The 25004-nt window shown below is 70.2% G+C and carries 18 protein-coding genes; 12 read left to right on the forward strand and 6 right to left on the reverse strand.

What is annotated here, in order from left to right:
* Positions 1-403: 403 nt before the first annotated feature.
* The 6 genes from GA0070610_RS09365 to bla all read left to right on the forward strand — a co-directional run bounded on the left by GA0070610_RS09365 (position 404) and on the right by bla (position 6386).
* Positions 404-781 carry a PadR family transcriptional regulator gene (locus GA0070610_RS09365; protein WP_088999655.1) on the forward strand — a complete coding sequence of 126 codons (378 nt, stop codon included), beginning with the start codon at positions 404-406 and terminating at the stop codon, positions 779-781.
* Positions 778-1674, forward strand: coding sequence for a hypothetical protein (locus tag GA0070610_RS09370; protein WP_088999656.1), 897 nt, complete (start codon positions 778-780; stop codon positions 1672-1674). The genes GA0070610_RS09365 and GA0070610_RS09370 overlap by 4 nt, the downstream gene beginning before the upstream one ends.
* A 670-nt stretch (positions 1675-2344) precedes the next feature.
* On the forward strand, positions 2345-3181 hold the full coding sequence (locus GA0070610_RS09375) for a CPBP family intramembrane glutamic endopeptidase (RefSeq protein ID WP_088999657.1): 837 nt from the start codon (positions 2345-2347) through the stop codon (positions 3179-3181).
* Positions 3178-4335 (forward strand): sensor histidine kinase, encoded by a 1158-nt coding sequence (locus GA0070610_RS09380; RefSeq protein ID WP_088999658.1) that lies wholly within the window; start codon positions 3178-3180, stop codon positions 4333-4335. Before GA0070610_RS09375 ends, GA0070610_RS09380 begins: the two co-directional genes overlap by 4 nt.
* Entirely contained in the window at positions 4332-4991 is a 660-nt protein-coding gene (locus tag GA0070610_RS09385; protein WP_088999659.1) for a response regulator, read from the forward strand. Before GA0070610_RS09380 ends, GA0070610_RS09385 begins: the two co-directional genes overlap by 4 nt.
* 486 nt (positions 4992-5477) lie before the next feature.
* Complete coding sequence (gene bla, locus GA0070610_RS09390; RefSeq protein WP_392567296.1) at positions 5478-6386, forward strand: class A beta-lactamase; 909 nt, start codon at positions 5478-5480, stop codon at positions 6384-6386.
* An 80-nt stretch (positions 6387-6466) separates the two neighbouring features.
* On the opposite strand, the gene GA0070610_RS09395 is transcribed toward bla, so the two are convergent.
* The 4 genes from GA0070610_RS09395 to GA0070610_RS31100 form a co-directional block, all read right to left on the reverse strand.
* Positions 6467-7387, reverse strand: coding sequence for a serine hydrolase (locus GA0070610_RS09395; protein WP_088999660.1), 921 nt, complete (start codon positions 7385-7387; stop codon positions 6467-6469).
* Positions 7384-8316 carry a LysR family transcriptional regulator gene (locus GA0070610_RS09400; RefSeq protein WP_088999661.1) on the reverse strand — a complete coding sequence of 311 codons (933 nt, stop codon included), beginning with the start codon at positions 8314-8316 and terminating at the stop codon, positions 7384-7386. Before GA0070610_RS09400 ends, GA0070610_RS09395 begins: the two co-directional genes overlap by 4 nt.
* A 134-nt stretch (positions 8317-8450) precedes the next feature.
* Positions 8451-8930 carry a DUF1772 domain-containing protein gene (locus GA0070610_RS09405; RefSeq protein ID WP_197697815.1) on the reverse strand — a complete coding sequence of 160 codons (480 nt, stop codon included), beginning with the start codon at positions 8928-8930 and terminating at the stop codon, positions 8451-8453.
* Positions 8923-9942 (reverse strand): carboxymuconolactone decarboxylase family protein, encoded by a 1020-nt coding sequence (locus tag GA0070610_RS31100; RefSeq protein ID WP_197697816.1) that lies wholly within the window; start codon positions 9940-9942, stop codon positions 8923-8925. The genes GA0070610_RS09405 and GA0070610_RS31100 overlap by 8 nt, the downstream gene beginning before the upstream one ends.
* A gap of 224 nt (positions 9943-10166) precedes the next feature.
* On the opposite strand from GA0070610_RS31100, the gene GA0070610_RS09410 reads away from it, so the two are divergent.
* Both GA0070610_RS09410 and GA0070610_RS09415 read left to right on the forward strand, forming a co-directional pair.
* Positions 10167-11279: a sensor histidine kinase gene (locus GA0070610_RS09410; protein ID WP_088999663.1), complete on the forward strand. Its 1113-nt coding sequence runs from the start codon at positions 10167-10169 to the stop codon at positions 11277-11279.
* Positions 11276-11938, forward strand: coding sequence for a response regulator (locus GA0070610_RS09415; RefSeq protein ID WP_088999664.1), 663 nt, complete (start codon positions 11276-11278; stop codon positions 11936-11938). The genes GA0070610_RS09410 and GA0070610_RS09415 overlap by 4 nt, the downstream gene beginning before the upstream one ends.
* A 23-nt stretch (positions 11939-11961) precedes the next feature.
* On the opposite strand, the gene GA0070610_RS30445 is transcribed toward GA0070610_RS09415, so the two are convergent.
* Positions 11962-12279 carry a hypothetical protein gene (locus GA0070610_RS30445; RefSeq protein WP_157747110.1) on the reverse strand — a complete coding sequence of 106 codons (318 nt, stop codon included), beginning with the start codon at positions 12277-12279 and terminating at the stop codon, positions 11962-11964.
* 522 nt (positions 12280-12801) lie between these two features.
* Between GA0070610_RS30445 and GA0070610_RS09420 the strand changes: the two genes are divergently transcribed.
* A complete protein-coding gene (locus GA0070610_RS09420; protein ID WP_088999665.1) occupies positions 12802-14268 on the forward strand; it encodes an endo-1,4-beta-xylanase in 1467 nt (488 codons plus the stop codon).
* 555 nt (positions 14269-14823) lie between these two features.
* Here GA0070610_RS09420 and GA0070610_RS09425 read toward each other — a convergent pair.
* The gene (locus tag GA0070610_RS09425) at positions 14824-16554 is read right to left on the reverse strand and encodes a cellulose binding domain-containing protein (RefSeq protein ID WP_172896484.1); all 1731 of its coding nucleotides are present in this window, start codon (positions 16552-16554) and stop codon (positions 14824-14826) included.
* Positions 16555-17641: 1087 nt separating this feature from the next.
* Between GA0070610_RS09425 and GA0070610_RS09430 the strand changes: the two genes are divergently transcribed.
* From GA0070610_RS09430 to GA0070610_RS09440, 3 genes are all read left to right on the forward strand, one after another.
* A complete protein-coding gene (locus GA0070610_RS09430; RefSeq protein WP_088999667.1) occupies positions 17642-19258 on the forward strand; it encodes an argininosuccinate lyase in 1617 nt (538 codons plus the stop codon).
* A 70-nt stretch (positions 19259-19328) separates the two neighbouring features.
* Positions 19329-21629 carry a pyridoxal-phosphate dependent enzyme gene (locus GA0070610_RS09435; protein WP_088999668.1) on the forward strand — a complete coding sequence of 767 codons (2301 nt, stop codon included), beginning with the start codon at positions 19329-19331 and terminating at the stop codon, positions 21627-21629.
* Between the two features lie 9 nt (positions 21630-21638).
* Positions 21639-24998 carry a fatty acyl-AMP ligase gene (locus GA0070610_RS09440; protein ID WP_088999669.1) on the forward strand — a complete coding sequence of 1120 codons (3360 nt, stop codon included), beginning with the start codon at positions 21639-21641 and terminating at the stop codon, positions 24996-24998.
* Positions 24999-25004: the final 6 nt, after the last annotated feature.

Consider the following 25004-nt stretch of genomic DNA (forward strand, 5'->3'; position numbering starts at 1 on the left):
CCAGCAAGGCCAGGCACATCAGGTACTCGGCGCGGCCGTAAGCGCGGAAAGTCACTCCGTCGGCCAGGTTTCCGATGCCCGTTGGGTTAACCGGCGCCTCTTGCCGCTGCTGGTGCCTGATCTGGAGGGTCGTGAGCGCCACGGCCACCACCAGACAGACCACGGCGCCAACGTTGCTGGTCCAGCCACTGGCGACGTTCACCAGGAACGCGGAGCCGACCATGGAGGCTGCCACCAGGAGGGCCGTGAGGCCAGCTCGTCTCGTCATGGCACGCCTCCAGGCGTCGAACCGGGAAGCTGCTACCAGACTGTCCAAGCAAGCGCCCCAGGATCCAGTGCAGACGATGCTATCGACAGCCCTCAACAGGTACGCGGTCGGGTGGATCAGATTCAATGAGAACGGATCAACTTCACTGAGAACCCACAGGAACCGTCGTACTTCGTCCTTGCTGCCCTACTCGGTGGCCCTCTCCACGGGTATGCCGTGATCAAGCGGGTGACTGAGCTGTCCGATGAGCGGGTGACACTCGCTGCCGGCTCGCTGTACTCGGTGATCGATCGGCTGCTCGGCGAGGGGCTCATCACCGCCGACGGTGAAGAGATCGTCAACGGGCGTGCCCGCCGCTACTACCGGCTCACCGACGAGGGCCACCGCGTACTCGCCGAGGAAGCCGACCGGCTCGCCCGAGCCGCCCGGGTGGTCATGGATCGCCTGCCGCACCGGAGCTTCCCGCAGGGAAGCACCCATCAACCTTCTATCGCGAGGATCAGACCAGCATGAGTTCTGATGTTCTGGAGAAGCGTTACCGCATGCTGCTGCGGGCCTATCCGGCCGGCTATCGCCGCGAACGTGCCGACGAACTGATCGACACGTTGATCGGCGAGGAACCGACCACCCGCCGCTGGCCCAGCGTCCGGGAGGCGGCCTCGCTGATCCGGGGCGCCCTACAGGTGCACGGTGGCAGCACCGCGGCCCGGCCCACCGCCGTGCTGCTCTGGCAGGGCATCCACCTGGGTGCCATGGCGGTGCTGGCGCTGGGCGCGCTCATCGGCCTGGACGACCTCGTCGAGGCGTTCCAGTTCGGCGGATTCTTGGACCCCCTGGCCGTCCTGCGGGATCAGGGCATCTACGCGGTCATGGTGATCGCGGCGCTGGTGGCGCTCGTCGCGGGCCGCACCCGCACCGCTGCCGTCCTGGTGGTAGCTGCGGTGGTGGTGCCGACCGCAATCTCCCCGTACCTGTTCCTCAACGGCCTGCCGCAGTGGTGGGCACCGGTTGTCGCCACGCCTTTGATCATGGTGGGCCTGCGGCGTCCGGCGGACGTGCCGCCGACGCCCCGGGCCAACGCCGTTCTGGTCACCGCCGGCATCCTCGCCCTGCATCTGATCCCTGCGGAAGGCTTCCGCAGGGTCGACATGAGCTCGCAGATCGTTGCCGCCACCATGGTGATCGTCGGGGCAGTCGCCTTCCTGTGGGTGGCGACGGCCGACCAGCGACTGCTGATTGCCGTCGCTCCCACCCTCCTGCTGGGCACGCTCTACCAACTGGGCAACGCCGGGTCGACGGGGGAACTGCTGCACCGGCCCGACGCCCTGCCGTCCCTGGCCGTCGCGGTCCTCATGGCAGTCGGCGCGGTCATTTCGACCCGGCTGCGTCAGCGCACCCGCGCCTGACCAACCGACGGGCGGTCCGGCCACGGCCGGACCGCCCGGGCAAGAACCGGTGGAACAGCCTTACGACACAACGACATGACCGATGAGTAGCGGCAGCGGCTGGTGGCAGCGTTGGACGGCTGTGTTCCAGGCCGCGATCGACGGTACCGACATTCCGCGTATCGACTACGGCTACTCGTGACACCTCTCACGCCGCAGGGGCGGCAGCTCGGACGAAATAGAGCGACACGGAGCTGCACTCGGCTGCTCTTCAACGGTCGGCGGCTGCGTCGCTGATCTCTGACGCACCCGGGCCGCACTCCGCGCCTCCCGCAGATGCCGTGCCAGCAGCTGCCATGCACCGCCACAGCGGCCGTTGTCGCGAGCTCGTGGATATGGTGCTCGCTGGCCAACCGGGCGGACGTGTTCCGCACCGCCCGGGACAACGGCTGGCTCTGGCGGTGCCGCTCAGATGAGCACGCTCCACGTCACCCAGGTCCCACGGCCGGACGGGGTGCGGCGAGCGGCGGATCTCGCCATGTCCGACCGGGTGGCCGGACTCCGGAGGGGGCCTTGTCCCCCGTGCGAGCTACCCGCAAGTGTCCACCGTACGGGGACGATTGTGGCGGCGGAACTCCATAGGTTTCTTTGTGTCCGCGGCGCTCCCGTCGCGGACTGCGAAGGAGTCATCATGCGCTTCGTCAAACAGCTTCTCGCCGTCGCCGCCGTCGCCCTCGTCGGCGGGCAGAGTGTCGCCGCCGTCGAGGGCAGTTTCTTCCTCACCTTGGTGATCGGCACTGTGACGGCGGTGCTGGGCGTGGTCGTCTACCGGTGGGTCGTGCGGCGCACCGAGCGCCGTGAGCCCATCGAGCTCGGCCCGGACGGTTGGGGCGGGAAGCTGGGCCGCGGGACGCTCATCGGCTTCGCCATGTTCGCGGCCGTCATCGCCAACATCGCGTTCCTCGGCGGCTATCACGTCGAGGGCTGGGGTTCGCCGACGCGAGCGCTGGGTCTGCTCGGGCTCATGGCGGCCGTCGCGGTCGCCGAGGAGCTGCTGTTCCGGGGGGTGCTGTTCCGCATCATCGAGGAGCGTACGGGCACCTGGGTCGCGCTCGCCCTGACCGGCGTGGTGTTCGGCGCGATGCACCTGGTGAACCCGGACGCCAGCCTGTGGGGGGCGACCGCCATCGCGATCGAGGCCGGGTTCATGCTGGCCGCGTGTTACGCCGCCACCCGGAACCTGTGGGTCCCGATCGGCCTGCACTTCGGCTGGAATTTCGCCGCCGGCGGCATCTTCAGCGTCGCCGTGTCGGGTAACGGCGAGTCGAAGGGGCTGCTTGAGGCCTCGACGTCGGGGCCGGTCGCGCTCAGCGGCGGCGCTTTCGGGCCGGAGGGCAGCCCGTACGCGGTGCTGGCCGGCGTGGTGCTGACCGTGGTGTTCCTGTGGCTGGCCAAGCGCCGCGGGCGCGTCGTCCCGCGCCGCGGCCGCACGGCGCACGCCCCGGCAACCGCTACGGTGTCCCAGTGAGCAAGTTCCGGAGGCTCCCGGATCTGTGGCGGCAGTGGCCGATCGCGGTCCGGGACCTCCCGTTCGCGCTGGCCTTGGCCCTCGCGGCGGTGGTCCCGGCCCTGGAGCGGCAGGGTACGCAGCTCGGTGACCTCCCGGACCGCCCGTACGACGCGCTGACCGTCGGTGTCGTCGCCCTGGAGTGCCTGCCGCTGGCCGTACGCCGTCGGTGGCCGGCCGTCTGCCTCGCGCTGGTGTCGCTCGGCTTCGCGATCGACCAGCTCCGCGGCTACCACACCATCGCGGGTACGGGACTGGCCATTGCGCTCATCAGCGCCGGCGCTCACCTGGAGCGGCGCCGCTGGGTCGTCGCGGGTCTCGCCTCGGCGGCGTACGTGCCCCTGGCGATCTCCCTCGACCGGCTCGGCTCGGGTGAGGGCGTCGCCGGGTTCACCACCTTCTACCTGTTGCTGGCGCTCGCGTGGGGCATCGGGGCGTGGCTGCGCCAGAACCGGGCCGCCGAGGCGGAACGCCGCCGCCATGTCGAGCAGGCCACCCGCACGGCGGAGCGCACGCGCATCGCCCGGGAGCTGCACGACATCGTCACCCACCACGTTACGGCGATGGTCGTGCAGGCCGAGGCGGCGCGCTACCTGACGGGCGCCCCGGACAAGCTGGACCAGGCCTTGACCGCGATCACCGGCACCGGCCGCCGGGCCGTCGGCGACCTGCGGCAGCTGCTCGACCTGCTCAACCCGGATCACAGCACAGGCGACCCTCGTACGCCCTCCGTCGGCGACCTGGACACCCTCGTCGACCGTTCCCGGCAGGCCGGGCAGCCGGTCGAGTTCGTCCGGGAGGGCACGCCGGCGACGGCCACCGGCAGCGCCGAGGAGGCGGCGTACCGGGTGGTGCAGGAGGCGCTGACGAACGCGTTGAAGCACGCGCACGGCAGCCGGACCAAGGTTCGCCTTCACCACGGGGAAAGGGAGACGACCGTGGAGGTCAGCACCGACAGCTCCGGATCCGGCAGCGCGTCCCCGGGCGGCAGCGGGCGCGGCCTCGTCGGGCTCCGCGAGCGGGTCACCGCCCTCGGTGGCGACTTCAGCGCTGGCGCCCAGGCCGACGGCGGCTTCCTCGTGCGGGCCCGGATTCCGGCCGGGAACCCGTCGTGACCGCGCCGATCCGGGTGCTGGTCTGCGACGACCAGGAGCTGATCCGCGCCGGGTTCGCGACGATCATCGACGCCCAGCCCGACATGGAGGTCGTCGGCGAGTGCGGCGACGGGCGCACGGGGGTCGACCTGGCCGCTCGGCTGCGGCCGGACGTGGTGGTGATGGACGTCCGGATGCCGGTGCTCGACGGCATCGAGGCGACCCGCCTGCTGGCCGGCGCCGGGGTCCCCGACCCGGTGAAGGTCCTCGTGGTGACGACGTTCAACCTCGACGAGTACGTCTACGAGGCACTGCGTGCGGGCGCCAGCGGCTTCCTGCTCAAGGACGCCCCACCGGCGCAGCTGCTCCACGGCATCCGCACGGTGGCGACGGGCGCCGCGCTGCTGGCCCCGGAGGTGACCCGGCATCTGGTGGGCAGGTACGCGGCCCGCATCCGCCCGGCCGAAGGCGACCCGAACGGCGGCGCGCTGACCCCGCGCGAGCTGGAGGTGCTCCGGCTCATCGCGGAGGGCCTGTCCAACAGCGAGATCGCCGCAGCCCTGGTGATCAGCCAGGAGACGGTCAAGACGTACGTGTCCCGCATCCTCACCAAGCTCGACCTACGCGACCGGGTGCAAGCCGTGGTGTACGCGTACCGCCGGGGCCTGGTGACCTGAGGTCGTCCGCTACTCCTCGCGGGGTTCGTGCACACGAGCACCACGACGCCGGGCGTGGCGGGGGCCGGTTGCTGTCGGCGCTGGCGGTGCCGCTGTCGCGGCATTCCCCGGTCCGGGCGCTGCTGCGGATACCGGATGCCGCACCTGTGGTCCCACGGATGCTGGGCATGGATGATTCGCCCACCATCGAAGCAACGCGGACAGGGCGGTGAGGTGGCGTGAATGGGCCTTCGGCTGCGGAGCGGATCGCTGTGCCCCGGCTACGGCAGCCTCGACATGGCCGACGGTGCTGCCGCGGTAGCGGGCTGACCCATTCCCGTGTCGTGGTTCGGCTCACTGAAGGCGATGAAGTCCGCGGCGGCGATGCCCAATTGGCATGAACACCGCGGCTTCTGTCTTCGACCACATGCGGGATCGCTGCCAGCGTCGAGTCCTGCAAGCCCGGCACCGTCCGGCACCGGGCCCAACGCACGAATAGGGAGAGCGATGATGGTTTCTGCGACACACCGACTGGTGAGCGCGGTGGCAGTGATGTCCCTGGCGGCCTGCGGCCCCGCCGGTGCCGCCGAACAGCCGACGCGGGACCGTGCGGTGCCGGCCCCCGCGTCATCCACTCCCGACCGGGACCACGAGTTCCGGCAGCTGGAGAAGAAGTTCGACGCGCGGCTGGGGGTCTACGCGATCGACACCGGAACCGGCCGGACGGTGGGGTACCGGGCCGACGACCGGTTCGCGTACACCTCGACGTTCAAGGCCCTGGCCGCCGCGGAGGTCCTCGACGAGACCACCGACGCCGAGCTGGACCGGGTGGTGCGGTACTCGGCGGACGACCTGGTGACCTACTCGCCGATCACCCAGCTGCACGTCGCCGACGGCATGACGCTGCGCGCGATCGCCGACGCCGCCGTGCGGTACAGCGACAACACCGCCGGTAACCTGCTGTTGCGCCAGCTCGGCGGACCGCGGAAGTTCGAGAAGGAACTGCGCGAGGTCGGAGACAAGGTCACCGATGCGGCGCGCTACGAGACCGCGCTCAACGAGGCGAGGCCGGGTGACCGGCGGGACACCAGCACCGCGCGAGCCCTGGCCCAGGACCTGCGGGCGTACGCCGTCGGCGACGCCCTCGAACCCGCGGACCGCGACGTGCTCACCGGTTGGCTGCGGGGCAACACCACCGGCGACGAGCTGATCCGCGCCGGAGTCCCCGACGGCTGGGTCGTCGGTGACAAGACCGGCGCCGGCGGGTACGGCACCCGCAACGACATCGCGGTGATCTGGCCCCCGAACCGCGCGCCGATCGTCCTCGCGGTGCTGTCCAGCCGCGACGAAGAGGACGCCGGCTACGACAACGCCCTCATCGCCCGGGCAACGGAGGTCGTGATCGCCGCGTTGTGACGGTGTGCCGGCTGCCGCGGAATGTCACGGTGCGGTGGTGACGCGGTTCGCGCGAGCGGCGGGCCGGGGCCACCAGCTGACTAACTCCACCAGGGCAGGGCACCCGTCCGCAGGTGGTCGTGCAGGCAGCGGGCGACCTGTGCCATCGCCGCCTCGCCACCGGGTTGGGCGACGGCGGGTACCCGGGAGGCGGTGAGCGCGGCGACCGCGTACGACTGCCCGTCGGCGTGGTCGACCACGCCCACCTCGTGGCGCAGATGCAGCAGGGTGCCGGTCTTGGACGACCAGCGGGAGGCGTCGGAGGTGAAGTCGGGGGCCAGCCGCTGCCGGTGCAGGTTGTCGCCCATCAGGGCGCGTACCCGCGCGGCAGCGGTCTCCTTGATCGCCGACGGCCGCCAGAGGGCCTGCAGCAGGTCGACGAAGGCCCGGGCCGACCCGGAGTTGGCGCGGGTGACGTCGAGCTGGGCGACCGGGTGGCCATGCCCGGGGGTCACCGCGCCGATGGCGAGGGAGTGGGCCAGGTGCACGTCGTCGGGGCCGAGACGTTCCGCCGGCGTGTCGGCGAGGTCACCGACCCGGTGCCGTACGGCGATGCCGTCGATGCGCAGTCGCCGCAGCTCGGCGGCGACCGCGGCCGGCGGGGTGAGGTCGAACAGGGCGTCGGCGGCGACACCGTCGCTGATGCAGGTGCTCAGGTAGAGCAGGTCCTCCACGGCGATCCGCGCGGGATGGCGGAAGCGGCTCAGCCCGGTCGGGCCCGGGGTGATGATACGACCGGGCGGGACGTCGACCGGCGTCGCCGGATCGAGTTCCCCGCGCGCGATCCGTTCCTCGACGGCGACCGCCAGCGGCACCTTCACCAGCGACGCCGCCGGATACGGGGTGTCCGCGTCGAAGCCGATCTCCTCGCCGGTGTCGAGGTTGCGGACCAGGAAGGCGCCGTGCAGCCCCGCCTCGTCAAGCAGGTCCTGGGCGTTGCGTACGACGGCGATGGCGCTCATGCCGGACCTCCCGGCGACCGGTCACCGGGTGCGCGACCCCCGGCTGACCCCGGGTGACCGTCGGGCGCGCCCAGGCACCGTGCGATGTCCCCGTACAGGACCGTGCCGATCTGGTCGAGGTCCTCACGTACGCCGGCGGCGACGTCGTAGCCCCGCAGGAGCCGCGGGCCGGCGAGGGGACGCCAGTGCAGTCCGAAGTCCTCGGCCTGCTGATGTGAGCAGAGCAGCAGGTCGGGGGAGTCGAGGGCCGCTGCGGCGGCGTCGACGAGGGACGACGCGACCGTCACCTGAGCCGGCACCAGGCCGGCCGACTGGCCGGCACGGGTCAGTGGGTCCCGCAGGTGCGCGACGTCGTCTTCGGGCTGGACCAGGATCCGCCGGCGTGCCTGCGTACGGGCTCGGCCGCTGCGCAGCGTCTCCAGGAACACCGTCGGCGCCGGGAAGGGGGTCCGGGCGGCCAGCCCGAGCGGCACCCGCCAGGCTGCCGCCGCCTCCGGAACGGCCACGATGCCGGCACCGACCTCCAAGGTCCGGCAGAGCCGGGCGCGCTCCTGCGGGCCGGCCGGCCGGACCTCCAGGTGCATCCGCTGCCGTCGTGCCGCGACCACCAGATCGGCGAGGCGGTGCGGCGGGCAGATCTCAGGTACGGCGACCCGCAGCGGGCGCATCCGTGCCCGCTCGGCGTCGTCGCCCATGGCGTCGGCGAGGTCGACCAGGCGCCGTGCCGACGGCAGCATGTCCTGCCCGAACGACGTCAACCGGACCGCCCGGGACGACCGGTCGAACAGCCGCGCCCCGAAGTGCTTTTCCAGCGCGGCGATGCGGCGACTGGCGACCGACTGGGGGATGCCCGCGGCGGCGGCGCCGGAGGTGAAGCTGCCGTGGCCGCTGACGGCGACGAAGGCCCGGCAGGCGGCGACCACATCCACCCACCGAACCTATACCCGTGGCGCATGGACGAACCGGCGCTGATCGACAAGGTCCCGCCGGTACGCACTCGGCGCCCGACCAGCTGTTCGCCGACCTCGCCAACGACCACGACGAGTACCGCGTGCCGACCAGCTCAGGGAAGCGTCGTCACCGCGACCGCGCGTGTCTTGTCGATCAGGACGAGCAGCAGGACGAACGCGGTGACGGCCGTGGCGGTGCGGATGTCGTGGTAGACCTCCCAGCGTTGCAGGAGTTCGGCGTGGTCGGGCGGGAGCGAGGCCACGGACCATGTCTTGATCCTTCCGTTGATGGGGACGTTTCCGAACCGGGTGACGAGCAGGGAGGTGAGTGCGAGTACGCCCGCTGCGGCGGCGTACCACCGGGTGGCGACGCGCAGCGTGATCGCGAGCCAGAACGAGGTGAGCAGGCTGACTGCCATCAGCGCCTGCATGAAGATGCCGTTCATGTACATGAGCGCTGTGCGGTACTGCAGGTGGACGTCCAGGGGGACCGCGTCGAAGGTGGGGACGACGGAGGCGAGGGCGTAGGCGAACGCGCCGGCGAGCAGCCCGGTGGACAGCAGAGCGAGCGCCTGGGCGGTTCGGCTAAGCACCGCGTGCTCCCGTTGCGTAAGTCCCGGCGAGATCTGCTTCGATGTGGCCGACGGCCGCCATCGCGCCGTACGCGAGTAGATAGACGGTGCAGTGGTCGGAGTACCGCCGGTCTGTCCCCCGCCAGGCGGCAACCTGGTCGTTGGTGAGGGCATCGGGTGCGAGTCCGGCGAGGATGGCCACGCGCGCCCCGGTCTGTTCCTGATCGGGCAGCCTTGAGAGCGGCTCGTCCAGTTGGTCGGTGTCGGTGGTCCGGCGGCCCCGATGTGTGCCGATGACGCTGGACACGACATCGCGGGCGGCAGGGGTGAGCAGGCCGGCTCCTTGCCCGGCCACGGCGACCAGGGTGGCGTACGCCCTGCCTGCCGGGGCACCACCGGCCCACTCCGGTAGTTGCCCTTCAGGCAGGCCGGCCAGCAGGGACAGACTCGCGCCGGACACCCGGTCGGTCCGCCATGGCCGCAACACCGGGGCGCCCGCGAAGGCAGGCTCGTCGGCGGGGTTCAGGGTGCCGGGCGTGAGGCCGGCAGGCAGCATGGCGAGCACCATGCGGTTGATGAAGTGGCTGAACAGTGCTGTTCCGAAGTATTCGGCGACCGGTTCGCCGGGCAGTGGCGCGGGGGCGCCCGCAGTGGCGGTTGATCGGGCCCAGTCGAGCAGTGCCGCGAGCCGCACGTCGGCAGGTTGTTCGCCCCGGTCGATGGCGTCAGCCAGGTCCGGCCGGCCGAGTAGCCGCAGGGCGCCCAGCCAGGCAAGCGTGTCGTAGTGGCAATGGTTCGCCTGTGACACGCCGAGCGCCACCAGCGTCTTGTCAAGGACGGGTGCGGCTCCGACGAGTTGCGCTTCGCGGGTGAGGCTCCAGCCGGCGGCAAGGATCTCCGGCGCCGGTGAGGTCATCTGCACAGCGGGGCCGATGCTGCTTGCCTCGGCGTTGACCTGCTCGTAGACCCTGGACACCAGGCCGTTGGCCCGCTCGGGCGCGACGGGGGTGACGTGCCTTACGTACGTTGACATTGTTGGTCCTCCCACGATCAGATCTGCGTCCGCCGGTGCCTAGATCATGGCCGCGAATCAACCACCGGTCGTCCCGCCGACGTGGGCACTCTCGGCTGCCGCGCGCGCGGCACGCGCCTACCATGTCCGCCGCACGCGCCGCCGCGTCTACCGCGTTCGCGGTACGCCGCCGATCGTCCCCGCAGGCGACGTCGCCGCCGACGTGAACCGGTTAGGGTGCCCGCATGGGCAAGATCGCGGCCGGGGTACGGCATTGGGGGCTCGCCGTATGCGTGGCCGCGATGCTCCTGGTCGCCGGAGCCTCCGTCGCACCCGAGCGGACCGATCTGCGCCTGCTGGGATTCGTGCTGCTCGCAGTCGACGGGCTGGTCCTTGCCCTACGTCGCCGGGCGCCGGTCGGCGTGCTGGTCGTGACAGCCGGGTGTGTGCTGGCCTACCAGGCGCTCGGCTTCGAGGTGCCACCCGTGGCGTTGCTGTTCGCGGTGTACGCCGCAACCCGTTCCGGTCACCGTCGCCCCGTGCTGGTGGTAGCCGCGATCGTGCTCGCCGCACAGCCGTTCGTGGCCCTGGTGTCTCCTGGCGGCCCCCGGGCGGGTGAGGCGTTCGCCCAAGGCGTCCTCGGGCTGGGGTGGGTCCTCGCCTGCGCAGCGGCCGGCGAAGCGCTGCGGCAGGCCGAACAACGGGCGAAGGAAGCGGAGCGGACGCGGGAGGAGATCGCTGGTCGTCGTGCCAGTGAGGAGCGGCTACGCATCGCGCGAGAACTGCACGACTCGCTCACCCACCAGATCTCGGTCATCAAGGTGCAGGCCGGCGTGGCCGTGCATCTCGCGCGAAAACGGGGGGAGGAGGCACCGCCAGCGCTGGCGGCGGTCGAGGAGGCCGCCCGCGAGGCGACCCGGGAACTGCGCGCCACGCTCGGAGCGCTGCGCGGCGACGAGCAACACTCCCCGCACGGGCTCGAGCAGATCGACGAGCTGGTGCAACGGGCACGCTCGACCGGCGTGACGGCGACCCTGACCGTAGCTGGGCACCGACGCCAACTGCCGAGTGCGGTGAGTCGGGCCGCGTACCGGATCACCCAGGAGGCACTGACCAACGTCGCCCGCCACGCCGGCCCGGCCACCGCATCGGTGCGCATCAGCTACGGACCGGACACGCTCACCGTACGAATCGACGACGACGGCAAAGCCACCCCGAGGACCGATCCGGTACCCGGTGTCGGGCTGCTCGGCATGCGCGAACGCGTCACCGCCCTCGGCGGCCGGCTGGAGGCCGGCCCCCGACGCGACGGTGGCTTCACCGTACAAGCCACCGTTCCCGTGGACGGCGCGCCATGATTCGGGTCCTGCTCGTCGACGACCAGCCACTGCTGCGGGGCGGATTCCGCGCGCTGCTCGCCGCCGAGGACGACATCGAGGTCGTCGGCGAGGCCGCCGACGGTAGCGAAGCCGTTGCGCTGGTCGCTCGGCACAGGCCGGACGTCGTGCTGATCGACATCCAGATGCCCGTCATGGACGGTATCGAGGCGACCCGACAGATCGCCGCGAACCCCGATCTGACTGGCGTACACGTCGTCGTCCTGACCAACTACGGTTTCGACGAGTATGTCTTCAACGCCCTGCGCGCCGGTGCCACCGGGTTCCTCGTCAAGACCATCGAGCCCGCCGACCTACTCCATGCCGTACGGGTCGCCGCCCGTGGCGACGCCCTGCTCGCGCCGTCCATCACCCGCAAACTGATCAGCGAGTACGTGTCCCGGCCGATCCGGACACGCGCCGACTCGGCCCTCGAGCAACTGACGAGCCGGGAGCGCGAGGTTGTCACGCTCGTCGCGCGAGGGATGTCCAACGAGGAGATCGCGCAGCACCTGGTGATCAGTCCGATGACCGCCAAGACTCATGTCAACCGCGCGATGGCCAAGCTCCATGTTCGTGATCGCGCCCAACTGGTGATCCTCGCCTACGAGACTGGGCTGGTCACCGCACCGCAGTCGTGAGCGTCGATTGCTGGTCTTGGTCGTCAACCCGTTCTCGGCCGCCAGTAGCGGGTGCGGCCTGTCTGTCGGCGCGCTGCGGAGCCGGTCGTTCCGGTGGCTGCGGCCTGGGTCGGCTCGTCGTACGAGATGATGTTGATCTGCCATGGCGCGCCCTGCGAGAAGCGGGCCTCGATGGTGGCGTTGACGCCCGGCGCGCGGTTGCCGACCCGGGGCAGCTCCGGCCGGAACTGGCGACCACCCTCACGGTCGGTCAGAGCACCGCGTCCCCCGCAACCTGACGTACGCCGGCAGCATCCCGGCGCGACGAGGCACAGCCCGGAGCTCGCCGCTCGGCCGGCCATGATATCGCTAACATGAACTGCCTCCGGCTTTTCTGCCCCCAGGCCGTCGCCCGGGGCACCCGGTCGGGATGCCGCGTTCCGACATGACCGTCGCCGGCTTTTCGTCCGCCGCACCTGATCGTGCGGACGTGCGCCGATGGCGATGCGGGCCGCGCCCGGCGCGCGCCGACGGTGTCCCGGAGGTGTGGCATGGCGGCGCCGGCACGTCTTGACGAATCGAATGTTATCGCTCACTCTCGATGTCGAGAATGACGGCAGCCGTGGCTCACCGGGCGAGCCCGCTGGCCGGACCTCGCGCCCAGGGCATCCCAGGCCCCGTCTCAGGACCATCAGCAGCTGTGTACGACAGCCGAGAGGGCTGCCGTGCCGGCGCGGACCGGGCGATGACCGGCGAAGGCGCCTGGGAGGCGTCGCCACCCACCCGTCTGACCGTCAGCGAACCGCGTCCGCCGTTCCGGACCGGCTCGCCTGAGCGAAATGGCACATCACCATCACCGCTGAGGACAACGAAGAAGGAACGACATGAAAATCAAGAGAACCCTGCTGTCGACGGCGACTCTCGTCGTCGCACTGACCGCGGGTATGACGGTGGCGCTGGCCTCGACGGCCAGTGCCGGCACGACCCTGAAGGCGTCCGCCGCCGAGAAGGGGCGCTACTTCGGCGCGGCCGTCGCGACGGGCAAGCTCTCCGACAGCCAGTACGTCGGCATCCTCAACCGCGAATTCAACAGTGTCGTCGCCGAGAACGAGATGAAGTGGGACGCCACCGAGCCGCAACAGGGTCGGTTCAACTACACGGGCGGCGATCGTCTCGTCAGTCACGCACGGGCCAACGGCATGAGCGTGCGCGGTCACGCCCTGCTCTGGCACGCGCAGCAACCGGGTTGGGCGCAGGGTCTGTCCGGCGCCACCTTGCGTAACGCCGCGATCAACCATGTCACCCAGGTGGCCGCCCATTTCCGAGGGCAGATCCACTCCTGGGACGTGGTCAACGAGGCGTTCGCCGACGGCGGTAGCGGCGGTCGGCGTGACTCGAACCTGCAGCGTACGGGCAACGACTGGATCGAGGCGGCGTTCCGCGCAGCCAGGGCGGCCGATCCCGGCGCCAAGTTGTGCTACAACGACTACAACACCGACGGCGTCAATGCGAAGTCGACCGGCATCTACAACATGGTGCGGGACTTCAAGGCCCGTGGCGTGCCGATCGACTGTGTCGGTTTCCAGTCCCACCTGGGCACCTCGATCCCGGGCGACTACCAGGCCAACCTGCAGCGCTTCGCCGACCTCGGCGTCGACGTGCAGATCACCGAACTCGACGTCATGACCGGCTCCAACCAGGCCAACATCTACGCGACGGTCACCCGCGCCTGCCTGGCCGTCTCGCGCTGCAACGGCATCACCGTCTGGGGTGTGCGGGACAGCGACTCCTGGCGCGGCACCGACGACGCCCTGTTGTTCGATCGATCAGGCAACAAGAAGCCGGCGTACACCTCCGTTCTCAACGCCCTGAACGCCGGCGTCAACCCGCCCTCCACGCCTCCGCCGGGCACCCCGGTGGACACCAGTGCCTGGTACGTGCTGGTGAACCGGCACAGTGGCAAGGCCCTGGACGTGTACAACCTAGCGACCAATGACGGCGCCCGGATCACCCAGTGGGCCAGGAACAACGGCAACCAGCAGCAGTGGCAGTTCGTGGACTCGGGTGGCGGCTACTACCGGTTGAAGTCCCGGCATTCCGGCAAGGTGCTGGACGTCTACAACTTCTCCACCGCCGATGCCGCGGCGATCGTGCAGTGGAGCGACGGCAACGGCACGAACCAGCAGTTCCGGCTCGCCGAGTCAGCCGGCGGCTACGTGCGTGTGATCAACCGCAACAGCGGCAAGGCCGTGGAGGTGCAGAACGCGTCCACCGCCGACGGGGCCAACATCGTCCAGTACGCCGACTGGGGTGGCAACAACCAGCAGTGGCAACTGATCCGCATCGGTTAGGCCGACCGTACCGTCGGCACAGCGAACCACAGCAGGATCCCTGAGAAGGCGTCGGCTGGTCGCGGAGGTTGTGAACCGGTACTCACGGTGGCGCGGACGGCATCGTCCGCGCCACCGTGCGGCATCGCTCGCTTTCGAGAACCACCTCGCGCTCGACCCCACGTGCAGGGGCAGGCCGTCGAGGGCCTGCCCCCGTTCGCTGCGCAGAGGTGGTAATCGTCCAGTTGTGCCAGCCGCCGGTGCCTCCCGCGGTGCAGGTGCCGACGACCGGGCCGTTCGTACTGTTCAGCCGCGGTTCGATCCACCGCTGGTCGGTACGCCCGCAGCCGGCGAGTCCGGGAGCTGCGGGTCTGGCGGGCGAAGCGTCCCCTCACTACCGGAGTCGCCGGCTCGCTGGCCTGGTGCGACCCAGGCGGGCGGGTGCTGGCCGATCTGGCCCCGCGCCGGCGGCAGACCTCGGGCTGACCCGGGGACGGGGCGGGTGGGTGCGGGTGCTGCGGTGCCGGCACCCACCCACCCGCCCGAACGCGATGCGACGAGCGCGGTGGGGAATCTTCAGAGGGTGAAGACGACCGTGGAGATGCTGCGTGCGCCGATGTTGACGCTGACCTGTCCTCCGTTCACGCTGGTCGGCTGGCTGGCCGCATTGGCGTTCTGCGAGGTGAGGTAGTGCTCCGCCCTCGTCACGTTCTGCGGTGCCTGGATCACGGCATTGTCGACCGCGGTTGCCGAGCGGTTGAGGATCACCAGCGTGATCTTTCCACCACCCTGGTAGGCGGTGACCTCCAGCGGTGCGGCCTTGGAACTCTTCGTCAGGGCGACCCGCTGGTAACCGGGGCGGACGTACTTGGCGTACTGCGAGAACGCGTACCCACGCTTCATCGGAGCACCCGCGGTCGTGCCGTAGGCGGCCTCCCCGTCGCCGATGAAGGAGTAGTAGCGCTTGCCGTACCACCAGATGTAGGCACTCCAGTTCGATTCCATCGATTTGTGCACCGTGCGCATGATGTCGTCGAGCGTCTCGTTCCAGACTGCCTGGTTGCCGGGATTGCCCCAGATGTTGGAGCCACTGCCGTCGGCCTCGTGCAGGTTCCACTCGGTCATCCACACCGGCTTGTTGTGCTGGTCGGCCAGGGAGTACGGCTTCAGTCGACCGGAGTCCTCGGTGCCGTACAGGTGTCCGCCGATGTAGCCGATGTTGTTCCGGGCACTCGTGTCGTTCAGTGTCGGGTCGGTGTAGTTGTAGTTCAGGTTCACCGCCTCGGCCACCATGAGCTTGGTGTTCTGCACCTTCGTACCCTGGTCGCGGACGAAGTTCCGCAGCTCGGTGCCGCTCCAGTCCATCGAGTCGTAGTTCGGGTGCCAGTCCGGCTCGTTCTGCACCGAGGTGACATCAACGGTCACCCCCTGGCTGCGCATGTACTGGACGTAGCTGTTCAGATGGTTCGCGTAGTCGTCGTAGTAGTCGGTCTTCAACTTGCCACCGTTGGTCCGGCTGTTGTTGGTCTTCCACGCTGCCGGCGCTGTCCACGGCGACCCGAGGATCTTCACCCCCGACCCGTACGACTTCGCCGTCTTCAGGGCGTTCACCTGTGTCGGCCATTCACCGGAGACCGGCGAGATGCCGGTACGCACGATCGACAGGCCCAGCTGGTTGGCGCCCATCCCGACCAGGGTCTGCGTCTCCGCTGCCGACCAGGTGCCACCCCAGATCGGTGTCGCGGCTCCAAACCCGTCGATCGTCTGGTACCTGGTCGCGCTGTCGACCGTGATGTCTGCTGGCCCGCTGGGGGGCGGCGTGGTGGACGGTGGCGTGGTCGGCGGGGTGGTCGGGGCCGTGCCGCCGGTGCAGGCCACCCCGTTCAGGGCGAAGTTGGTGGGAGCGGGGTTGCTGCCGGTCCACGAGCCGTTGAAGCCGAAGGAGGTGGTGCCGTTCGTCGGGATGGCGCCGTTGTGACTGACGTTCTTGGCGGTGACCGCGGGACCGCTCTGGGTGAGAGCCGTGTTCCAGGCCTGCGTGACGGTCTGGCCGGCACTGTAGGTCCAGGTCAGCGTCCAGCTCGTGAGCGGATCACCGAGGTTGGTGATGATGACGTTGGCACCGAAGCCACCCGGCCACTGAGACGACACCGTGTGGTCCACGGCGCAGCCGGCGGCGGCGGCCCCGGCCGGCATCGCCCCGGCGACTGCGACCGAGGCCAGCAGGACGGTGCCAGCCGACACCAGGGCGGTGCTGGTCACCCTGCGTCTTCTCACGATCGACGGAGATGTACCTGAGGCAGACATGATCCTCCTTTGATGACCGAGCCGAACGGTCTACGCGAAGATGGGCGTACCGCGAGGTGTGGCCGGGTGCAGGCGTCGACAGGACGTCTGCATGCCCCGGCGCACGGCGGATTCGAGATTGACGAAGCAGGCTCGCCCGGTGAGCCGCAGGTGTCGTCGTCTCTGGCCATCGACTGTGAGCGATAACATGTCGCCCGTCAAGTCATGGTGTTCCGGCCACTTGCCGCTGGCGTGCCCGCCCCTGGGTGCCCCGTCGGCGGCCCTCCGGGCAGCGTGGCTCCTGGGTCAGGGCCGGGGGTCCCGACACGCCGCGGCGCCAGGAGTGACACCATCGGGTGAGCGATCGGCGGCACGGCGGCTGCGTGGTCCCGCTCCTTGTGGGAATCGGGCGCAGTCGCCGGCGGTGCTGGAGTGGCTGTCGGCCGTCCTCTCCGACCCTTCGGGTGCGTCCACCACCGACAGGCATTGCCCACCGTCGGTCGATCAGGTGGCGGGAAGTGGCCGCCGTCCCGGGAAGTCGCGATGCCATGACCGCCCGCACGGGCGGTGGCCGCGGAGCGGCTTCTAGTCAGGCGTCATCGACGGAGCCTGGAATCCTGCTTGAATATGCCACGTGTGGACAGGCGCTGTCCCGTGTTGGCTGACGATGATCGGGGTCAACTCGAACCGGCCTAAATCCCCTGACGCGTTCCGATTTTCCAGGCGCCATAGACACTCAGCCCGTCCAGGTCGCCGGCCATTCCAGCAGTAGAAATAGCCAGGGGTGGCCTCGGACGCGGGGGAAAGCTCCCACCATCGCTAGGGCGTCTAGGCGGATACTTCAGAGCCGGGTGCCCGGATGAGCAAATACGCCCCCTACCAGACATAGCGCGCGAATGCGGTGCCTTGCGTGGGCGCGTGGGGCGCGGCTACGCTCGCCCCACCGAAGATCGCTTATTGGCGCGAACTGTAGTTCCACGCTCCGTCGCTTGCGCCATCTGTAGTCGCTCCACGGGGGAGTTGGCTTGATGTCTGCTGACGGCAAACGTCGAATTCGTCCAGCGCCGCCGATCGCGTCTTTCCTTGTGGATCGTCGCACCTTCCTCAAATGACTGCCTTCCATTCGAGGCGGTCTGACCCGCAGGCGATGTCACGCGCCCAGGGCGCGGATTCGGGCTGCAGTCCGGCCGCGCAACAGCGTAACGGAGGTCTTCAGTTGCAACTCGTACCCGAGGGCTCCGCCCTGATGTCAGGACGCTTGTCCAGCGGCCCGTCCCGTCAGGTGCATGAAGAAATCCTCCGGCCGCAGTTCATCTTCGACATGACTCACCTGCTTCCGCACTATCTCGCCGTGGAAGTGGCTCTCCTGTTCGAGTACGAGCGGATGGGAGTCGTCACCGGCGATCAACGGCGAGACATCACGGACATACTTGGCAGGATCGACGAATCCACGCTCAGCGCCGACCCCGCCACCAACATGTCCGACACGTCGATGGCCATCGAGCAGTGGGTGCATCGTCAGCTGACCGAGCCGGTCCCGACCTGGCACGTCGACCGCAGTCGTAACGACTCCCAGGCGACCGCACACGCCCTCGCGGCACGCGAGTGGTTCGGTGGGGCGGCGGAGGACCTGCTGGGCCTCGGTGAGGCTGTCCATCGACTCGCCAACGCTACGACCGACATGCTGATGCCGGGATACACCCATCTCCAGGCAGCCCAGGTGATCACTCCCGGCTTCTACCTGGCCGCCCTGTCCCAGCAGATCCTGCACAACCTGCGCCGCTGGCTCGCCACCTATGACAGCAACGACCTCTCACCGCTCGGCGCGGGCTCGATGGCAGGTCAGCAGCTGCCCTGGGACCGTCACCGCATGGCGCACCTGCTCGGCTTCGCGGGACCGGTTCCGCACGCCCTGACCGCGGTGGCGTCCCGGTCGCTGGCCCTGGAGATGATGGCGGAATTCTCCATCTTGGGTGCCGAACTGAGCCGCTTCGTCACCGACCTCATGACCTGGGGTAGCAACGAATACGCCTTCATCGACCTACCTGACGAGCTTTCCGGCATCTCGGCGGCGATGCCGCAGAAGAAGAACTTCCCGATCCTGGAGCGGATCCGCGGAAAGCTGGCGCATCTCGGCGCCTTCGGTGTGGACATCGTCCTCGCCCAACGCTCGACGCCCTATTCCAACATGGTGGAGGTGTCCAAGGAGGCGACCGCGAACCTCCACGTCTCCGTCTCCACCACGCGGACGGCTCTGCGGCTCTTCTCGACCGTCATCGACAACCTGCGTTTCCGATCCGACCGGATGCGGGAGGCCTGCCGGCGGGAGTATCTCGGCGCGTTCACACTGGCGAACGACCTGACCCTCAACGACGGGATTCCCTGGCGCGACGCGCAGATCGTCGTCGGGCAGTACATCGCCGCCGCCGTCTCCGCCGACCTCCCGCCCCACCCCGGAGACCCCGGGCTGTTGGCCGAGGTCGCCGGCCGGCACGGATACCAGGTCTCCGACGCCGCACGCGTGCTCGCCAACGCCTTCGACATCGAGAACGCAATTCGTGACAAGCGGTCGACGGGCTCGGTCAATCCCCAGGCGTTGGCCGACCTGCTCGCCAGCCAGGCAGACGATTTCCGGCTCCTCCGGCAGCAGTGGGACGACCGTCGTGAACGGCGAGGTTCCGCTCGGGCACTGCTCGGGTGTCAGCGTCGAATCGGGGAAGAATGACGATCTTGAGCGGAACGGCCCGGATGGGCGCGAACGACATCGGCACCTACGCAGGATCGGGGGCCAGCGCGTGATCTTCCAGAACGTCGTCGACGCCATCGGGCACACGCCGTTGATCAGGCTGAGGATGGATGTCGACCCGCGCGTCCAGGTGTACGCCAAACTCGAACTCCAGAACCTCTTCGCGATGAAGGACCGAGTCGCCCGCCACGTGATCCTCGAGGCCAGACGACTGGGCGTACTCCAACCGGGCGCGCCGATCGTCGAGAGTTCCTCCGGCACGATGGCGCTGGGAGTCGCCCTCGTCGGCACCGCCCTGGGACATCCGGTGCACGTCGTCACCGACCCCCGCATCGACCCCGTGACGCTCGCCAAGCTGCGCGCCCTGGGCTGCCAGGTGCACGTCGTCGACCGGATGTCCCGCCAGGGCTGGCAGGGCGCCCGCCTCGAACGGCTGCACGAGCTCCTCGAAGGCCTGCCGGGTGCGTTCTTCCCCGAGCAGTACCGGAACCCGGACAACCCGGGTGCGTACCGGTCCCTGGCCGGCGAGCTGCTGGGGGACCTCACCTCCTTCGACGTCCTGGTCGGGGCGGTCGGCACCGGTGGATCGCTGTGCGGCTCGGCCCGTGCGCTGCGCCGCGCGCTGCCCGAGCTGCGAGTGGTGGGGGTGGACTGCGTGGGCAGCGTGCTGTTCGGTCAACCGGACGTGCCCAACAGGCTGCAGGGCGGACTCGGCAACAGCCTCGAACCCGCCAACCTGGACCGCCGCCAGATCGACGAGGTGCACTGGCTCAACGACCGGGAGGCGTTCGGCGCCACCCGTGACCTGGCCCGCGAGCAGCAGATCTTCGGCGGCAACACGTCGGGGTCGGTCTATCAGGTGTTGAAGGACGTGGCTCGCCGGGCGGAGCCCGGTACCCGCATCGTCGGCATCTTCCCCGACCGCGGCGACCGGTACGCGCAGACCGTCTACGACGACGGATGGGCCGCCGACCGCCTCCACGAGATGGACGCGGCGGACCTGCCGCGTCCGATCAACCCCGGCGAGGTCGCCGTGAGCTGGTCGCGGACGGACGACGTCCCGCGCACGAACGGCGAGCGGTACCTGTTGTTCCTGGAGGCGAACACGAGCGGGACCGGCGTGCTCGCCCTGAGCGTCGCGCGACGGATGGGGCTGCGTCCGGTACTGCTCACCGACCGCCCCGACCGCTACCCGGGGCTCGCCGACACCGACTGCGAGGTCCTCGTCTGCGGGACTCACGACCTGCCGGGCCTGCGCTCGCTCATCCAGGGCAGGTTCCGTCGTGAACAGCTCGCCGGGGTGACGACGACGAGCGACTTCTACACCGTGCTCGCCGCCGAGCTGGCCCACTGGCTGGGACTGCCGGGCAACCCGCCGGCAGCCGTAGCCGCCTGCCGGAACAAGGCCCTGCTGCGGGAGGCGCTGCGGGACAGCGGGATCCGGCAACCCCGGTTCGTCGCGGTGACGGACCCGGCACGGGCCGCTGCCGCGGTGAGCGAGGTCGGACTGCCGTGCGTGGTGAAGCCCGCGGACGACTCCTCCTCGAACGCCGTGCTGCTCTGCGCCACCGTCGAGGAGGCGACCGCGCACGTGGCGACGGTCCTGGGGATGCGCTTCAACGTCCGGGGAATGCCGACCGCCCGCTGCGCACTGGTCGAGGAGTACCTGCGGGGTGCCGAGTTCAGCGTCGAGGTGTTCGGCGAGAGCACCGGGAACCGCTGTCTCGGGATCACCGAGAAGCGGGTGACCGGTGGGCCGCACTTCGTGGAGCTCGGTCACGTCTTCCCCGCGGACCTGCCGACGGATCAGGCAACCGAAATGGTGGATGCCGTCCTGCGGGCGCTCGCCACGGTCGGGATGTCACACGGGGCGACCCACACCGAGGTACGCCTCACGCCGTCCGGCCCGGCCATCATCGAGATCAATCCCCGCCCGGCCGGCGGGATGATCCCCGAGCTCTACCGCCTCGCCACCGGCTCCAACCTGCTCGCCGCGCAGCTCGCGGCAGCCGTCGGAGAACCGACCCGGCTCTCCTCGGCCACGCACGGGTACGCCGGGATCGAGTTCCTGGTGGCTCCGCGACCCGGGACGCTCCGGGGTACCGCGGGCGCGGCGGAGATCGAGCGCCTCGACGGCGTCGAACAGGTGACCGTGACGGCGTCCCCCGGCACGTCCGTGCGACCACCACGGAACGCCTACGACCGCCTGGGATACGTCATCGCCACGGGCTCCAGCAGAGCGGAGGTGATCCACCGGATCCACACCGCCGTGGACCGGGTCCAGCTGCTGGTCGACGAGGAGCGCCCGGAAGTCTTCAGCGACGAAGCGTCCCTGGCCCCGGCCCACTGAGAGACGACCATGACGCACACCTCGCTCATCGCGGCCCTGTCAGCCTGGGCGGACACCCGGGCGGACGAGCACGCTCTGACCTTCGTCGACAGTGCCGGGGCGGCGACCAGCACCACGTACGGGCAGCTCGACGAGGGCGCCCGTACCGTGGCCGGCCACCTGCGGTCGACCGCTGAACCGGGCGACCGGGCGCTGCTGCTCTTCCCACCCGGCCTCGACTACGTCACGGCCTTCCTCGGCTGCCTCTACGCCGACGTGGTCGCGGTGCCGCTCTACCCGCCGGGCCCCAGCGCGCGCCTCGACCGTGTCACCTCCGTCGTGCGCGACTGTGGAGCCACCCACGCGCTGACCACCGCGAAGCTGGTCGAAGCGCTGTCGGGGCTGGCGGCCGAGCCGGACGGACCGGCGGTGCACCCGATCGAGGCGGTACGGGCGCAAGCCGCCCCGGTCGGACCCGACCGGCCGGGGCAGGGCGATCTCGCCTTCCTCCAGTACACCTCCGGATCGACGGGCGATCCCAAGGGGGTCATGGTCGGCCACGGCAACCTCACCGACAACCACCGGGCCATCGCCGCCGGCTTCGGGATCACCACCGACGACGTGGTGCTCAGCTGGCTGCCGATGTACCACGACATGGGTCTCATCGGCACCACGTTGCTGCCGCTGTTCGTGGGCATACCGGCGATCCTGCTCGACACGTACGCGTTCGTCCGGGATCCGCTGCGGTGGCCGGCGGAGGTGTCCCGTTTCAGGGCGACCCTCTCCGGCGGACCCAACTTCGCCTACCAGCTCCTGGCGGACCGCTTCGACGCCGGGCTGCTCGACGGGACCGACCTCAGCTCGTGGCGGATCGCCTTCAACGGCGCGGAGCCGGTGGACCGGCGGACGATGGACGCGTTCTCCGCCGCGTACGCGCCGCTCGGGTTCGACCGCCGGGCGTTCTATCCGTGTTACGGCCTGGCGGAGGCGACGCTCTTCGTCAGCGGCCCCGAGGCCTCGACCGGCTACCGCGCCAGCACCTTCGAAAGGAACGCGCTCGAAACGGGCCGGCTGACCGAGGCGACCGGAGCAGCGGGGACGGACTCGGTCACGCTGGTCTCCTGCGGCACCCCGCCACCGGGTACGACGGTCGCCGTGCGCCGCCCGGACGGCGAACCCTGCGCTGCGGGCGAGGTCGGCGAGATCTGCGTGAGTTCCGGCGGGGTGGCCGCCGGGTACTGGGGCAGGTCCGACTCCGCCGCGACGTTCGCCGCCACCGTCGGCGGCCAGCAGGGGACGTTCCTGCGTACCGGGGACCTCGGCGCGACGTACGACGGCGAACTCTACGTCGCCGGGCGCCAGAAGGACCTGATCATCCGAGCGGGCCGCAACTACCACCCGCACGACATCGAGACCGTCGCCACCGCGGGCGACGAGCACCTGCGCCCGGGCGGTGCCGCGGCGTTCCAACCGGAGACCGGTGATCAGCGGGTGGCGCTGGTGGTCGAGGCGTCCCGCAGCGGGCTGGCGCGGCTGCGCGCGGACCCCGCGCTGCTCACGCCGCTGACCGGTGGGCTGCGGCGTCGGGTGGCCACCGACTGCGGGCTGGACCTCGACGACGTGCTCGTCGTCATGCCCGGCGCGATACCGAAGACCTCCAGCGGGAAGATCCGCCGGCGTGCCACCAGGGAGCAGTTCGTCGGCGGACGGCTCAAGCTCGTCGTGCCGGCGGTCCCGCCCGTGGCACCAGAGCGGGCCGCCGCCGACACCCACCCCGGCGACCGGCCCGCCGCCGTGGAACAGCTCGTCCGGCGGTACGCGAACCTCGAAGGGCCCGAGTTGGACCCGTCGCTGCCGCTGGCGGCGCTGGGACTCGGTTCGCTGCGACTGATCGAACTCAAGGCGGCGGTCGAGCGGTTGGTGAACGGCACCCTGGACACCGAGCTGTTCTTCGGCGACCGGTCGGTGGCCGAGCTGGTCGCCGCCGCCGCGGAGCCCGGCCCGGCCGCCGTACCGCTGCCGGCGCAGACCGGCGCGGTGAGCCCCGCCTCGGCCGGCCAGGTCGAGCTGCACTTCTACGACGAGGTGTCCCGCGGCAACCGGGCGAACAACCTGGCGGTCGCCCTGCGCCTCTCCGGCCGCGTCGAGGAGGAACTGCTGCGTGCCGCGATCGACACGGCCGTCGCTCGGCACCCCGCGCTGCGCACGACCCTCGGACCCCTCGGCTCCGGCGTCCAGACAGTTCACGACCAGGGCACGGTCGACTGGGAGTGCCGGGCCTTCCCGGACGGCCCCGACGAGGCGGTACGGGCCTACCTGCACGAGCGGGCATACCGCCCCTTCGACCTCGTGAAGGGCCCGTTGGTGCGGGTGGGGGTCGCGTACCCGCCGGACGGCACGGTGCTTCTCGTGGCGTGTCATCACGCGGTCGTCGACCACTGGTCGCTCCAGCTCCTGCTCGCCGAGATCCTGCCCCGGATCACGGGCGGCGACGCCCCGCCGGCCACGGCGGGACCGGGCGCGGCGGACGCCACCGACTGGGCCCGGTTACAGCAGCAGGCGCGACTCGATCCCGACCGGCGGGACCGGGTCACGGCCCTGGCGCAGAAGTGGCGGCCCCTGCGTGACCTCGTCCTCTTTCCGCAACGACCCGCCTCAGCCCGGCCGCCACGACGACGACCGGACCCGGACCGGCACCGGGCCGACTGGATCGACTTCGAGGTCGACCCGGACGTCGTACGGAACCTCCACCGGCACGCGGCGCGGCGCGGCTTCACCCCCTTCGTCTGCCTGCTGGCCGCCTACGCCGAGGCCCTGCACCAGGTGACCGACGAGCCGCGGATCGTGATCGGCGCGCCGCACCACGGGCGCACCGACCCGCGCTTCGCCGGCACCGTCGGCTACCTGGTCAACATGGTGCCCATCCTCGGTGACCTGACCGACCGGCCCGATCCGTCGGCGCTCGAGGAACGCCTGTGGCGGGAATTCCGGGCGGCACTGTCGACCGCGGACGTTCCCTTCAGCGACCTGGTCCGGGCACTCGCTGCGGATCGGCACGGCCAGAATCCGCTCTTCCAGGCGACGTTGACGCTCCAGCAGCCGGTGGACGGCAGCGACGTGGGACTGTCCGTGCCCTGGCTCCGCCGACGGCGACGGGTCGGCGCCCACGACGTCGAGACGTTCGACCTGCCACCCGTGGACGCCGCCTTCGCGACGAGCCTCTACGGCGCCCTCGACGCGGACGGACTCGCGTTCCGCCTCGTCCACCAACGCAACCTCGTGTCCGCGGAGGCGGCAGCCGAGGTGTGCCGGCGCTTCTCCGAGAATCTCGCCCGGTTGGTCCGACGGCCGTCCACACCACTCGCTCACGACCCGGTTCGACTCAGCTAAGGCGGA

It is taken from the genome of Micromonospora echinofusca (assembly GCF_900091445.1).
Lineage (GTDB): Bacteria > Actinomycetota > Actinomycetes > Mycobacteriales > Micromonosporaceae > Micromonospora > Micromonospora echinofusca.